The organism is Paenibacillus sp. JL3B1040, from assembly GCF_057063165.1.
This window is the reverse complement of record NZ_CM169317.1, coordinates 1,561,559-1,574,871: the sequence shown is the minus strand read 5'-3', so window position 1 is coordinate 1,574,871 and position 13,313 is coordinate 1,561,559. Positions and strand designations below refer to the sequence as shown.

Annotated in this window: 13 protein-coding genes and 2 tRNA genes; 4 read left to right on the top strand and 11 right to left on the bottom strand. The window is 54.5% G+C overall.

Annotation, left to right across the window (positions count from 1 at the left end; genetic code table 11):
- The first annotated feature begins 184 nt into the window (after window positions 1–184).
- Window positions 185–391, top strand: coding sequence for a YwbE family protein (locus tag ACZF99_RS06965; protein ID WP_483610256.1), 207 nt, complete (start codon window positions 185–187; stop codon window positions 389–391).
- 10 nt (window positions 392–401) lie between these two features.
- Here the strand turns inward: ACZF99_RS06965 and ACZF99_RS06960 are convergent, their stop codons facing one another.
- The 8 genes from ACZF99_RS06960 to ACZF99_RS06925 form a co-directional block, all read right to left on the bottom strand.
- Window positions 402–1,031, bottom strand: a complete 630-nt coding sequence (locus ACZF99_RS06960; protein ID WP_483610254.1) for a GyrI-like domain-containing protein — start codon at window positions 1,029–1,031, stop codon at window positions 402–404.
- 16 nt (window positions 1,032–1,047) lie between these two features.
- On the bottom strand, window positions 1,048–1,785 hold the full coding sequence (locus tag ACZF99_RS06955; RefSeq protein ID WP_483610252.1) for a zinc ribbon domain-containing protein: 738 nt from the start codon (window positions 1,783–1,785) through the stop codon (window positions 1,048–1,050).
- Between the two features lie 71 nt (window positions 1,786–1,856).
- Window positions 1,857–2,768, bottom strand: coding sequence for a helix-turn-helix transcriptional regulator (locus ACZF99_RS06950; RefSeq protein ID WP_483610250.1), 912 nt, complete (start codon window positions 2,766–2,768; stop codon window positions 1,857–1,859).
- Between the two features lie 86 nt (window positions 2,769–2,854).
- On the bottom strand, window positions 2,855–3,394 hold the full coding sequence (locus ACZF99_RS06945; protein WP_483610248.1) for a DoxX family protein: 540 nt from the start codon (window positions 3,392–3,394) through the stop codon (window positions 2,855–2,857).
- Window positions 3,395–3,589: 195 nt separating this feature from the next.
- A tRNA-Gly gene (locus ACZF99_RS06940) sits at window positions 3,590–3,663 on the bottom strand.
- A gap of 32 nt (window positions 3,664–3,695) precedes the next feature.
- Window positions 3,696–3,769: transfer RNA gene (locus ACZF99_RS06935), tRNA-Pro, on the bottom strand.
- A 93-nt stretch (window positions 3,770–3,862) separates the two neighbouring features.
- Window positions 3,863–5,965 (bottom strand): putative bifunctional diguanylate cyclase/phosphodiesterase, encoded by a 2,103-nt coding sequence (locus ACZF99_RS06930; protein WP_483610246.1) that lies wholly within the window; start codon window positions 5,963–5,965, stop codon window positions 3,863–3,865.
- Window positions 5,966–6,103: 138 nt separating this feature from the next.
- Window positions 6,104–7,069: an aldolase catalytic domain-containing protein gene (locus ACZF99_RS06925; protein ID WP_483610244.1), complete on the bottom strand. Its 966-nt coding sequence runs from the start codon at window positions 7,067–7,069 to the stop codon at window positions 6,104–6,106.
- A gap of 448 nt (window positions 7,070–7,517) precedes the next feature.
- Here ACZF99_RS06925 and ACZF99_RS06920 point away from each other — a divergent pair, with 448 nt between their 5' ends.
- The 3 genes from ACZF99_RS06920 to ACZF99_RS06910 are packed head-to-tail and all read left to right on the top strand — an operon-like array spanning window position 7,518 to window position 10,004.
- On the top strand, window positions 7,518–7,760 hold the full coding sequence (locus ACZF99_RS06920; RefSeq protein WP_483610242.1) for a FeoA family protein: 243 nt from the start codon (window positions 7,518–7,520) through the stop codon (window positions 7,758–7,760).
- Window positions 7,757–9,787: a ferrous iron transport protein B gene (feoB, locus tag ACZF99_RS06915; RefSeq protein WP_483610240.1), complete on the top strand. Its 2,031-nt coding sequence runs from the start codon at window positions 7,757–7,759 to the stop codon at window positions 9,785–9,787. Before ACZF99_RS06920 ends, feoB begins: the two co-directional genes overlap by 4 nt.
- A gap of 34 nt (window positions 9,788–9,821) precedes the next feature.
- Complete coding sequence (locus ACZF99_RS06910; RefSeq protein WP_483610238.1) at window positions 9,822–10,004, top strand: FeoB-associated Cys-rich membrane protein; 183 nt, start codon at window positions 9,822–9,824, stop codon at window positions 10,002–10,004.
- A gap of 3 nt (window positions 10,005–10,007) precedes the next feature.
- Here ACZF99_RS06910 and ACZF99_RS06905 read toward each other — a convergent pair whose 3' ends face one another.
- From ACZF99_RS06905 to leuB, 3 genes are all read right to left on the bottom strand, one after another.
- Complete coding sequence (locus ACZF99_RS06905) at window positions 10,008–11,114, bottom strand: ATP-binding protein (RefSeq protein ID WP_483610236.1); 1,107 nt, start codon at window positions 11,112–11,114, stop codon at window positions 10,008–10,010.
- Window positions 11,115–11,431: 317 nt separating this feature from the next.
- The gene (locus ACZF99_RS06900; protein WP_483610234.1) at window positions 11,432–11,842 is read right to left on the bottom strand and encodes a hypothetical protein; all 411 of its coding nucleotides are present in this window, start codon (window positions 11,840–11,842) and stop codon (window positions 11,432–11,434) included.
- Between the two features lie 274 nt (window positions 11,843–12,116).
- Window positions 12,117–13,196 carry a 3-isopropylmalate dehydrogenase gene (gene leuB / locus ACZF99_RS06895; RefSeq protein WP_483610232.1) on the bottom strand — a complete coding sequence of 360 codons (1,080 nt, stop codon included), beginning with the start codon at window positions 13,194–13,196 and terminating at the stop codon, window positions 12,117–12,119.
- Window positions 13,197–13,313 lie beyond the last annotated feature (117 nt).

Here is a 13,313-nt window from a genome sequence, read left to right as displayed (position 1 = left end):
TCTCCGGCGCCCCTTCCCTGTTGGTCGGTTCCCTGCTTACTCTTCTCCATCAACGCATTTCATGTCATAATTACCTGCTATTATATGCTAAACCAACTGCCGTTGGCAAGCTGCCGTTCAATTATGGTATCTTAGAGAGGTTATTCGGATCGACCTACCCATCTCGCAAAAGGAGGAATACGCCATGAACGGCAACGAACGCAAGAACATCGCGCCCGGCCTTACCGTGGACATCGTATTGAAAAAAGACCAGCCCACCGGCAAGCTGACCCGCGGCGTGGTCAAGGATATCCTGACCAACTCCGCCACTCATCCGCACGGGATCAAGGTCCGGCTAAGGGACGGTCAGGTGGGTCGGGTAAAGGCCATTCATCCGGCCCCGGCCGACTAGGCGGAAACGCTCAACTTCGCTTTACCGGATGCCGCAGCACGGTTTTCATTTTCTCCGGCGCGGTTTTGCGCGGGTCCGACAGATAGATTTCGTGGTGCTTGCGAAGGTCGTCGAAATTCTCGGTTAAACCGTTCGCCTCGATAAACGCCGCCATCCGGGCCACCGATTCCGGTTCGGTTTTAAAGGGGCCGATATGCATCATTTGTACGCTTAGCCCTTCCTCGAAGACGGCTAATCTGACATCGCTTAAATCGAGCTCCGGTTTCTTCCGCGCGGTTCGCTCTTTGACCTCGTTCAACAGTTCCTCCGTGACGAATTCGGGCTGCCGGATCATCGACGTCCACACCCACCGGTTCCGGTCCGGGTCGAACCCGACGCCCTCGGAATCCCAGAGGCCCTCGAGCGGAGGAACGACATATTCGAAATACATGTCCGGCTTGTTCCCGCCCATTTTGCTCATTTTGATCCCGTAGGTCAAGGTATACAGCTTCTGAACGGCAAGCTGGTAGTCCTCCCCGTCGGGGTCGCCTTTGCCGTCCACCATCAGGTACAGGATCGGCGGCACCTCGATCAGAACAGGGTCCGGCCCCGGCATATACAGATCCTTATACTTCTTCTTGAAATCCAGCTTATCCTCCATGTTTGTCCCCTCCGGATTAACTCGATTTCCAGCGCTTCAGCGTCGGGAACCAGGCCAACAGGGTCTCCCTCGCCTTGGTTTGATCCGCGAACATCCCGGAATCGCCGCCATAGACAAGGCATTGTTCGATCATTTCCTCCATGGAAACATCGGCGGTAAACGCACCGTCTTTGTAGCAATAAACGCAATACTCGTAATTGAACTCGCCGCCTTGTTCCGTGCCGAGCTCCCCGTGATTCGACAGCGGCATGCCGCAGCTTTGGCAGAACAACCGGTCTTGCGCGATCGGAAAATACAACTCGACATGGGCCGGATTCCCCGGTTCCGGATAATGCTCATGTACCGCTCCGGTCAGCTTCAGGCCGTGTTCCGGCAAATAAGTTCCGATCACCTCGTTGAATACCTCGCCGTACGCCGTCTCGCGGCAATCCGCCACCAGATACGTATGGGCCGGAACCGTCCACTTCGTCCACCCCTCCGGAACGTCGCTGTCCGCTTCGATTTCGCAGCCGGCCAAATATAGCCCTCGGTCGTCCCATCGACCCAAATACTTCTCAGGGTGCCCCATTAATCCCCAAGTCCCCTTTGGCGCTCCATACTCATCCTTAAGCGCGATGCTCTCGATCATCGCATACGAAGCGTTCGCCTTGTCCCAGAGCGGCATGATCCACTGCGGCCCCTCCTCCGCGCCGCCCTGGCCGAGCCGGCCCGCCACCGTAAAATCCTCGACGTACTTCAACCCTACCTTCGCCATCGCACAACACTCCTTTTTCACATGGATGGCACCATTGTAGCAGCCATAATATGACGGCTATATGTCATATTTTAAAGAGCGTTCGAATACATATCGGCGATTTTTTTCGCTTTGTTCCGCAAGATTTCTTGAATATGAGGGGGAGAAATGACTTTGACGTCCTCGCCAAAGGACAGCAAGTATCCATACACCCAGCCGTCTTCCGGGTAACTGGCTCTAACCCTGAAACTGCCGTCTTCCTGCTTGTGGATGCGGGCCCGATCGAACTCATCGAAGATCCGATACGCCATATGAGGCGGAAATTCCAGTTCCAGGTGGACATGGACGAAGCGCTCTTCCGGCCTGGCGGCGTCCAGCGCCGGCACCGCGATTTCCCTGCGTTCGAACATCGTCCCGGTGACCTCCAGCTCTTCGATCCGGCTGATTTTAAAGGTGCGCAGCTCCCGGCTCTGCAGGCAAAAACACTGCAAATACCAGGAGCGGTTCTTAAACTGCAGCTTCAGCGGCTCGGCTTGACGCTCGGTTCTCTTCCCGTGCGAGCCGTAGTAAACGAACTTCACGACTCTCTGTTCCAGGATGGCCGTCTTCAGTTGTCCGAATTTGTTCCGTTCCGCTTCCCCGCTGCTCCAGCCGGAGAAATCGACATCGATCCAATTGGACTCAGCTTTGCGAAAAAGGGCGCTCAGCTTGGACAACACCCGACTCGTTTGCAGGGCATTCGTCGCCTCCAGGCTTTGCAGTCCAAACAGGATTTCGTTCTGTTCCTCCTCGCTCAACAGCGATTTATTCAGCACGAAATTCGGCAGCAGGCCGATGCCGCCGCCTTTTCCCTTGCTGGCGTACACGGGAATTCCCGCGCCGCTTAGCGTATCGATGTCGCGGTAGATCGTACGGGTAGACACCTCGAACCGCTGCGCCAGCTCGGCGGCGGTCATCGTTTTGCGCTCCAGCAACAGATATACGATTTGAAACAGCCGGTTCATTTGCACGGGTCCCCACTCCTTCTGAAATCCAGTATACAAAAAAAGAAGAGCCCTCGACGAGAGCCCTTCTGTTCGGTTTTCGTTCGTTAAGCCGTGCGTTCAACGTTGAGCGGTTGTTTGGGCGCCGGGGTTGGTGTTCCGGCATAGTCTTTCTTATGGAACAGCTTGCGGAGGTAAGGAAGCACATAGTAGTCGAGGCCGATTTTGCCGGCGTTGGCGGCGGCAACGATCACCAGCACTTCAAGGATCAGCATTTGCGCGTTGGTGCTTACCGTACCCGAGAAGAGGAACGCGGCGTTCATCACAAGGCCCATCAGCGCGGCGAAGGTGGTGAAGGTGCCGAGGATCAGCCCGACGCCGACCAGGAATTCGCCGTAAGGCACCAGGATGTTAAAGAGGTCAACGTTCGGCAGGGCGACGTGCTGCAGGAAGGTCGCCCACCAGCCTTGCACGGCCGGATGGTCGCCGGTGCTGTTCGCGATCGCTCCGGTCAGGAAGCCCGCGGCGTCGAAGCCGCCGGTGATTTTATGGAAGCCGGCTTCGATCCATTGATAGCCGAGGTACACGCGGATGATGGTCAAGAGCCACATCGCCGCTTTGTTTGTTCTAAGGAAATTGTTAAACATGATTCCCACTCCTTTGATTTTCGGTTGTCTTTTTTTCGGATGATCATCTTTGATGTCTTTATTATATGTGATATTTTTCACTTATTGTGTGATTTAAATCACAAATAATAAAATTTGTGCATTTAAATTTTTAATAATTTAGGGCCGAAAAACAAAAAAATCCTTACCGCTGTAAGGATTTTGGCTTCTTCATTATGGAGCGGGTGATGGGAATCGAACCCACGCTACCAGCTTGGAAGGCTGGAGTTCTACCATTGAACTACACCCGCACATTACCCGCAAAAGACCAAAACATGGATGATCGGGACGACACGATTCGAACATGCGACCCCCTGGTCCCAAACCAGGTGCTCTACCAAGCTGAGCTACGTCCCGAAGTAAATGCAGGCCCCTTTTGGGAAGACAAATGTTACTATATCACGTTTCGGGGACCGGCGCAAGCGGGAATCGCACGGGGTCCAAAAATCCTTAGCCGGCTAACCGGCTAAGGAACTGGCTTTCCAGCACGCCGGCAGGCACCGGCTTGCTGAACAGATACCCTTGTCCTTCGTGGCATCGCTGGAGCTTCAGAAACTCCAACTGTTCCTCGTTCTCCACGCCTTCGGCCGTCACTTTCAGCTTTAAGTGATGGGCCATGGTCGTAATGGTGGAGACGATCGCCGCATCGTTCCCGTCATACATGACCTCTTTCACGAAGGCGCGATCGATTTTTAAACGGTCGATCGGCAAGCTTTTTAAATAGTAAAGCGAGCTGTAGCCCGTGCCGAAATCATCGATGCTGATATGTATTCCTAAACGCTTCAGGCGATGGAGCTGATCCAGCGCGGTTTCAATGTCATAGGTCATGCTCTCCGTCACTTCGAGCTCCAGATAACGCGGATCCAATCCGACCTCGCGGAGAATCGCGTCCACCCGCTCGGCGAGATTATACTGACGGAATTGGCGCATCGATAAATTAACGGACACGCAGACCGGTTCGAAGCCGTCCAATTGCCACTTTTTATTGTGCAGGCAGGCGGACTTCAACACCCATTCGCCCAGCGGAACGATGAGTCCGCTCTCTTCGGCCAACGGGATGAATTCGCTTGGCGGCAACAGCCCCCGCTTCGGATGGTTCCAGCGGACAAGCGCCTCCATCCCGGCCATTTTGCCCGTATCCAAACTGATCTGCGGCTGAAATTCCAGAAAAAATTCCTCCCGCTCCAGCGCCTTGCGCATATCGTTCTCCAATTCTACCCTGGATTGGGTGCGCTGCTTCATCGCCGCATTATAGCGCATAAAGTCAATGCCATGCTCCTTGGCATGATGAACCGCCATATCCGCATATTGGATCATCTGATTTACCGAATCCCCGTCATCCGGAAACACGGACAACCCCATGCTTAATGAAATATGGTATTCGGTATCGTCAATCAGCACCGCCGGATCCACGGAAGCCAGCAGCAGCTTGGCCCGCTCCTCGGCGGCCGCACCATCCGACAGTTCCGGAAAGATCACGGCAAACTCGTCTTCCCCCATCCGATACACCCGCTGCTGCGGTCCGCCCAGCTCGGTCAGGCGGCCGCCCAGTTCGGTCAGCAGCTTGTCTCCCGCGCTGTAGCCCAGGGAGTCGTTGATCGCCTTAAACCGGTCGATATTAATCACCGCGACGCCGGTGCAAGCCTGCGAAAACACCAGCAGCTCGCCCAACTGCTCTTTCATTTGCCGCAAATTCGGCAAGCCCGTCAAATCATCGTGATAAGCCATATGCTTCATTTGAGCTTCAGCCAGCTGCTTGCCGCGCATCGGCTCCTCGATCGTCAGCCGGTAAACGCCTTTTAATACGATGTAATAAGAAATCCCCATGTACCATTGGCCCGCCGCCTGCGCCAAACCCAAAGCAGGCTCCGGCGGATAGGTCAGCAGGACGTGCCCCATCGCCATAAACAACAGGGCCCGGGTCACCGTCATGATGGCCGGCGGACGCCCCGCGCGATGCCGATATAAGATCGCCAGAGCGGCGGCGATATACAACAACGGTATGCCGACTCGCAGGAGCAGTTGCCCCGGCACCAGCTCGAACAGCGGCGGCAGGCCGCCTTGGTACCGGTTTAAAACGAGCAGGCCGGCCAGCGTGAACAAGCCGACACCGGCAAATATGGCGATCTTCTGGTATCCTGACACCTGTTGATCCGCCACGGCGAAGATCCGCAGCATGCCGAGCGCCCCCAGCAAATGCGAGATCGCCAAAAACCAGGTCCCCAGATTTCCGCCCGGCTGGAAGCCGAGCAGCGCAATATTGCCGGATGAAGCGACGTACAGAATATCCAGGATGCCGATCAATGCAAATAAAACGGCTGTATATAGCCGCTGTTTGGAAAGTTTATCGATAAACAGAATCCATCCCTGCGCAAATATGGCAAACGAAACTGCCAGGCACATCAGACCGGCCAGGAGATGCAAGGTTTGAATGACCTCGGCCGTTCCCGGCGGAAAGCCGTTCCAAGCCGACAGCCGGACCACCCCGACCATCGCCGCCAACCCGATTACCCCTTGGATGATTGTCGTGTGTTCCTCTGCCCTAATCCTCAATGCCCATCAACCTCCGGAGGTAAGTTCTGTGTTCTGTCATGAAACTACTATTCAACATATTCCGCTTATTTCCTGCCTTTTCCTCAAATATTGCCGAGGAAAAAAAGAAGCCCGGAGCAGGCTCCGGGCTTAAATTCGCTATTTTTTTGGACGATGGACCGTTATCTCCGGCGTCGTCAGCTTATCGTAAAAATCGACGGCTTTATCCTTGTCGTCCGACGCCCGCAGCGCCATCGCGGAACGCGGATGCTCGTCAAGCGTCCCCGTGATCATGTAGGGGATTAAATACCCCCATTCTTCTTTCTCGCGAAGCGGGATCAACAGTTGTTCCAACACTTCCAGAACGGGGCGCAGCTTGTAATTCGTGTTTTTCAGATGGGTCACGAGCAGCTCGGTTGGACAGTTGCCTGCCGCACGTCCCATGCCGTATACCGAAGCGTCCAGCAGTTCGACGCCAAGATCGGCAGCCACCAGCGTATTGGAGAAAGCCAGCTGCATGTTGTTGTGGGTATGGACGCCCAGCCGTTTCCCCGGCAGGTGAGTTTTGAACTTGTTGACCAGATACTCCATGTCTTTATAGTCGAGACTTCCGTACGAATCGACGATGTAAACAACGTCGACGACGCTCTCCTTGATCATCTCGAACGCTTCCAGCAATTCGTTCTCCATCACGTTGGATAGCGCCATGATGTTCAGCGTTGTTTCGTAACCGCGGTCATGGAACAACTGAACCAACTGCAGCGCTTTGTCAACATCTTTAATGTAGCAAGCGACACGGATCAAATCGAGCAGGCTTTCGCTGCGCGGCAAAATATCGTTCTCATCCACCCGACCGATGTCGACCAGCGCGGACAATTTCGTCGTTCCTTTTTGAGGAATCACCTTGCGCAGGAAATCGTCGTCCAGAAACCGCCAGGGTCCGGCCTCATCGGCACCTTTGAGCAGCTTGGGCGAATTCTTGTAGCCGATTTCCATATAGTCCACGCTCGCCTCGTTTAAGCCCGCGTACAATTTTTGGACAAATTCTACGCTGAAGTCCCAGTTGTTGACCAGTCCTCCGTCACGTATGGTGCAATCGACGATTTTGCATTGGTTGGCTTTCATACCCGCATATTCCTCTCCATCGTTTTACTATCCATCTTACTAAAGGTTGTTCGAAAAGTCATCTTTGGATCACGAAGGATTTCAAGAAGTTTAACCGGCATCGAATCTTGAATTCAGCCGGGCTTTCCGTTGCTCACGTAGATCTGCCTACGCTCCGCTACTCAATCCCTAGCTTCATCCAACCTTCTTGGTGCTTCAAACCTGACTTTTCGAACCTTTATGATGCGGTTGTTCGAAAAGTCATCTTTGGATCACGAAGGATTTCGATTTCTATATGAAGATAGTCACAGTATAGGTTGGCCGTGCGTGATATATTACAGATAAATTCAATTGAGATTGATTCTCAATACCATTTGAACAGCTTAGAACGATAAGCCGCTTTTGGCGGCCGTGCCATACATTTTTAAATAAGAATTTCGATTTTATCGGACAAAGGAGAGATGCTCCCATGACATCCTGCCGTCGCTGCTTGCTCGGGCTAAAGCCCGGAACCTCATGCGCGATCATGCAAATCGGAAATATGGACCCTATCCTCAAACGGCGCCTCGCCGATCTCGGCATTCATGAGGGGACTCGCGTCGTCGTGAAGCGATACTGCCTGTGGGGCGGTCCGGTCACGCTGGAATGCGCCGGTCAACTGCTGGGCATCCGCCAGAAAGAAGCCGCCCATATCGAGGTGGCGGTCTCATGAACAACGCCGCACTGATTGGGAACCCGAACACCGGAAAGACCTCGCTATTTAATTCGTTAACCCGCTCTTATGAATATGTAGGCAACTGGGCCGGCGTAACGGTGGAGAAAAAGGTCGGGCAGTTGCGAGGCAAAACCGGACAACTGACCGACCTGCCCGGGATCTACACCCTGCATCCCCTCTCCCGGGACGAGGGAATTGCGGCGGAATACCTGGCTACCGAGTCCCCTTCGGTCCTGGTGAACATCGTTGATGCCTCCAACCTGGAGCGCAACTTGTATCTGACGCTGCAACTGCTCGAATACGGAAAGCCGGTGATCGTCGGGCTTAACATGATTGATGTCGCCCGAGCGAGCGGGCTTCAAATCGATGCGGGCAGCTTGGCGGCCCGGTTGGGAACGACGGTCATCCCGCTGATCGCCCGGACCGGTAAAGGCAGCAAAGAGCTGCTGCGGGCAATCGAGCAGTTGGAACCGGCGAAGGCGGCCGCGCCGCAATTCGTCATCAACTATGGCGAAGTCTTGGAGCAGGCCATCCGCGACATTTCCCGGGAGCTTGCCGCAGGCTGGGAGGAAGGGCGGCCGAGTTTGCGCTGGATCGCCCTGCAGGTGCTGGAAGATAATCCGGCGGTCATCGCCGCGCTCCCGCCCCGAACCGACCTGAACAAGCTGCAGCACATCCGTGCCGAAGCGGAGAAACGGCTGGCCGCGGCCGGCATCGCCTCATCGGCGGAAGAGCATATCCGCACCGTCCGTATCGGGCGGATTCGGGAGATCTGCGGCGAGGCGGTTGACGCCTCCCGGAAGAAACCGCATACGATGACGGACCGCATCGACCGCATCGTCACCCATCCGGTACTCGGCATCCCGCTGTTTATGGCCTTCATGTTTCTTACTTTCCAGCTAACATTTGACTGGCTTGGCAATCCGCTCTCGGATCTGCTCGACGGGTTCATCACCGGACCGCTGACCGGCGGCGTGGAGAATCTGCTGACGGGTTTGGGTGCATCAAGCTTCACGCATGCGTTGATCATAGACGGCATCATCGGCGGCGTCGGCGGCGTTCTGGTGTTTATCCCGCAGATTTTCATCATGTTCCTGATCATCTCCTTCATCGAGGATTCCGGTTACATGGCCCGGATCACCGTCATGATGGACAAATTGATGGAAATCGTCGGGTTAAACGGCAAAGCGTTAATCCCGTTTATCCTTGGGTTCGGCTGCAACGTACCGGCCGTCATGGCCTCCCGCAGCATCGAGCAGCCGAAGGAGCGAATGCTGACCATGCTGCTGATTCCGCTGATGTCCTGCTCCGCGCGGCTGCCGGTTTACGCTTTGTTCGCCGGCATCTTTTTCGCCCGGTCGCAGGGCCTGATCGTCTTTTCGCTGTATATGCTGGGGATCGTGCTGGCGCTTGTCCTGGCCAAAGTCTTTTCGCTGTTCCTGTTCAAAAACGAACGTTCCTTCTTTATGGTTGAGTTGCCGCCTTACCGGATGCCGCAAGGCGTCACCTTGTTCCGCAGCACATGGGAGAAAGGCAAAGGCTTCCTGCGCAAAGCCGGCACCTTCATCCTCGGCGGTTCGGTGCTGATCTGGCTGCTCACCTACCTCGGTCCGGGCGGCGTGGCGGACAACATGGACGACAGCTTCCTGGCCGCGATCGGCGGCTTGTTCTCCTCCGTCCTGCAACCGCTGGGTTTCGGCACCTGGCAATCCGGGGCCGCCCTGATCACCGGCTTTATGGCCAAGGAGGTCGTGGTGTCGACCATGAACATCATCTACCATGTACCTGATATGGCCGGCCTGCAGGGGCAAATTGCCTCGTCTTTCACGGGGCTGCAGGCCTACAGCTTCATGGCCTTCGTCCTGCTGTACACGCCGTGCCTCGCAACGGTGGGCGTCCTCCGCAAGGAAACGGCCTCTTGGAAATGGACGTTCTTCTCGATCGCTTATTCGCTGACACTTGCTTATGTCGTCTCCCTCTTGATTTATCAGGTCGGATTGCGATTAGGCCTGGGCCTGGCTTAAGAAAAGGACCCGAAAACGAAAGGAGCATTTCGTTATGATCGATATCGTCATCGTTGCCGTGATTTTCGGTTACGCCGCCTTTGCATTGTACCGCGGTTTCAAGAAAAGCAAAAAAGGCGCCTGCGCCTCCTGCTCGCAGCAGAAATCCTGTTCTGCGGCTTGCGGAAGTTACGCGGCGTCCTCTTCGAATTCTTCGGCCAAGAGCCCAAAAGAATAAAAGCTATATGGCAAGCGGGAGCGAGATGACAAAAATCGTTCCCGCTCCTTTTAGGCTGTCCACGGAAATATTCCCCCGATGGTTCCGGATGATCCGGTAACTCACCGACAACCCCAATCCGGTTCCTTTTTCCTTTGTCGTAAAAAAGGGATCGAACAAGCGTGAGAGCATGCCTTTATCCATCCCCCCGCCGTTATCCTGAACCGAGATGTTCACCGTTTTTCCTTCCATCTCCGCCCGGATATCGATGACTCCTTGATGGTCACCGCCAACCTCGGCGATCGCGTCCATGGCATTCTTAATAATGTTCAGCAGCACCTGCTTGATCTGCTTGACGTCGATGGAGACGAACAGTTCCTCCTTCGGCGCGTGCAGGATCATTTGACATCCCTTCATCACCGCTTCGCTTTCCGTGAGCAGGACGACTTCCTTCAGCAGCGAAGAAACGCTGACCGTCGACTTCTGCGGGGCCGAGGGCTTCGAAGAATTGAGAAACTCATGAATAATGTCGTTGGCCCGGTCGATTTCCGTCAAAATAATCCTGGCATACTCATCTTTGCCCAGTTGCAGCAAATGCGGCCGCAGCAATTGGATAAAGCCGCGAATCGCGGTAAGCGGATTCCGAATTTCGTGCGCGATGGCCGCCGAGATTTTCCCGAGCATCGCCAGCTTGTCGTTCTGGTAAGCCGTCTGTTCGATCCGTTTGAAATCGGAGACGTCCTTGACGCTAAGCAGAAAATCCCCGTCCATCTGATCCCCGTATGTAACCGTAATTAGCCAATGTCTGCCGTATTCGTCGATGAGTTCGTGGTATTTTTTTCGGTGAAAGATCGTCTCCCGGTAAATACGCAAAATCTTGCGCTTCTTAAATTGGTTGATATGCGGATGCCTGAGCATCTGCAGCAAATTGCAGCCGATCAGGGATTGGCGCGGCATTTCGAGCAGCTTGGCCATCTGCACATTGATAAAGGTCAGAACCCCATCGCTGTCGAACAGCATAATCCCGCTGTCCAGGTGTTGGAGTACGTTTTCATACTTGTTTTTGACGAGTTGGGTCGATTGGTATGCTTTGACGGACTGGAGCAGTGTCTCTTGAAATTCACTCAACAAGTTTGGTTCCCCCTTTACTCAAATGATCCACTTGCCTAACAAGACAACGATCACTACCTAGAAGAACTTACCCTGACTCGGCGTACTTAACTCAACTTTTCTCTGCTATCTATGTCATTTTTCGTACAAAGGCGAGGGGTGCATGTCCATAAAATCCAATCAGATAAGTCAAAAGCCACCTGTATCAATCATAGTCAAGTTTTCCAAATACCGTCAACCAGAGATACTGTCGAAAAAAGTTGGATGAGCGTAAAACGGCTACCATAGTCCTAAAAAAATGGAAATAGCCTCCCTTCCGGAAGACTATTTCCGATGATTCAGCTGTTGTTGTGTTGAAGCCGGGCCCTGCGTCGGCTCATGACCGCCAACCGTTTTTTGAGTTCCCCGGTCCATTTCTCATCGCCAATATGTTTGGCGACGGTCAGGAGATCCAGCGAAATATCGATTTGGCTTTGCACGATCACCAAGGGATCTTCGTCTTCCCGATTCACGCAATTACCGAATATGGACTCATCGTCCTCCATGACGAAATCCTGAAAATCAATCTCCGCGACTCCGTCGCCATGCGCGTATTCCGCCAGGATTTCGTATTCGTTCTCCACTTTATAATGAACCTCGACCCGATGGCACACCGGGCAAAATAACAGGGGCACATTATGTACCTGCGTACGGTAATGCTTCAAAGTCCCCTTTGTTCCCAGCATGCTGGCTCCGCAGCAAAAACTCATTCCCCTTCACCCTTTCCCGCGTTCGGTTCATTAACGCCTCCCGGCTCCTCCGAGTCGGGATTTCATTTAATTTATTCGTGATGCCTCTTTCAAATTCCTGCGAACGGATTGTAAATCCTGGGATTCCGGCCAATCTCCCGCCGATGCAGCCGGTGGGCAAAAAACCCCCGATTTGAGCCGGGCTCAAATTGGGGGTCCATCTTCTTATCTTTTCACATGGTAACATCGGCCCTATTTAAAGTCAATTTCTTATTCGCTGTGTGTTCGCTGTGGCTTACTTCTTCATCGCGGCAACGATCAGATCGCCCATTTCCCTCGTGCCGATCGCCTGGCTCTTGTCCACGGCGATGTCACCGGTCCGATGTCCGGCATTCAGCACGGCGGCCACGGCGGCTTCGATCGCGTCGGCGGCATCGGCATAACCGAAAGTCATGCGGAACATCAGCGCTACGGACAAGATCGTCGCGATCGGGTTGGCCAGATTCTGGCCGGCGATGTCCGGTGCCGAGCCGTGTACGGGCTCGTACAGCCCGAAGCTGCCTTCGCCCAGGGAAGCGGAGGACAACATGCCGATCGAGCCGGTCAGCATGGCCGCTTCATCGCTCAGAATATCGCCGAACATATTCTCCGTCACGATCACGTCGAAGCTGGCCGGACGGCGCAGCAGTTGCATCGCGCAGTTATCGACAAGCACATGCTCCAGCTCGACGTCCGGATATTCCGGCGCGACGCGGTTCACAACCTCGCGCCACAAACGCGACGTCTCCAGCACGTTGGCCTTATCGACGGAAGCCAGCTTCTTACGGCGCTTCTGCGCAATTTCAAACGCTTGGCGAACGATCCGCTCCACTTCGCTGACGTTGTAGGCGCACGTATCTACGGCTTCCTGTCCTTGCTCCGTATCGCGGCGGTATTTCTCGCCGAAATAGATGCCGCCGGTCAGCTCGCGTACAACGATCAGATCCGTGCCCTCAAGCACTTCCGGTTTGAGCGTTGATGCGTCCTTGAGACAGTCGAACACGACCGCCGGACGCAGGTTCGAGAACAGGCCCAGCGCTTTGCGGATGCCCAGCAATCCGGTCTCCGGGCGCAGCTCCTTGGGATTGTTGTCCCATTTCGGACCGCCTACGGCCCCGAGCAGGACGGCATCGGCCTTTTGACATACTTCCAGCGTCTCCTGCGGCAGCGGCGTCCCTTTCTCGTCGATGGCGATCCCGCCGAACAACGCATGCTCCGTTTCAAATCGGTAGCCGAACAGCTCTTCCGTCCGTTTCAGCACTTTCTCCGCTTCGGCCACCACTTCCGGTCCGATGCCGTCGCCCGCGATCACCGCGATTTTCTTGACTTCTGCCATTGTTTCCAGCTCCCTTTCGTGAACATCCTCTACTTCAGTTGTAACACACCGGGTTAGGATAAACAAAGATATAGAATCTATTAAGGTCATAGGTATTAGCTATAAGGCGTTAAAAAC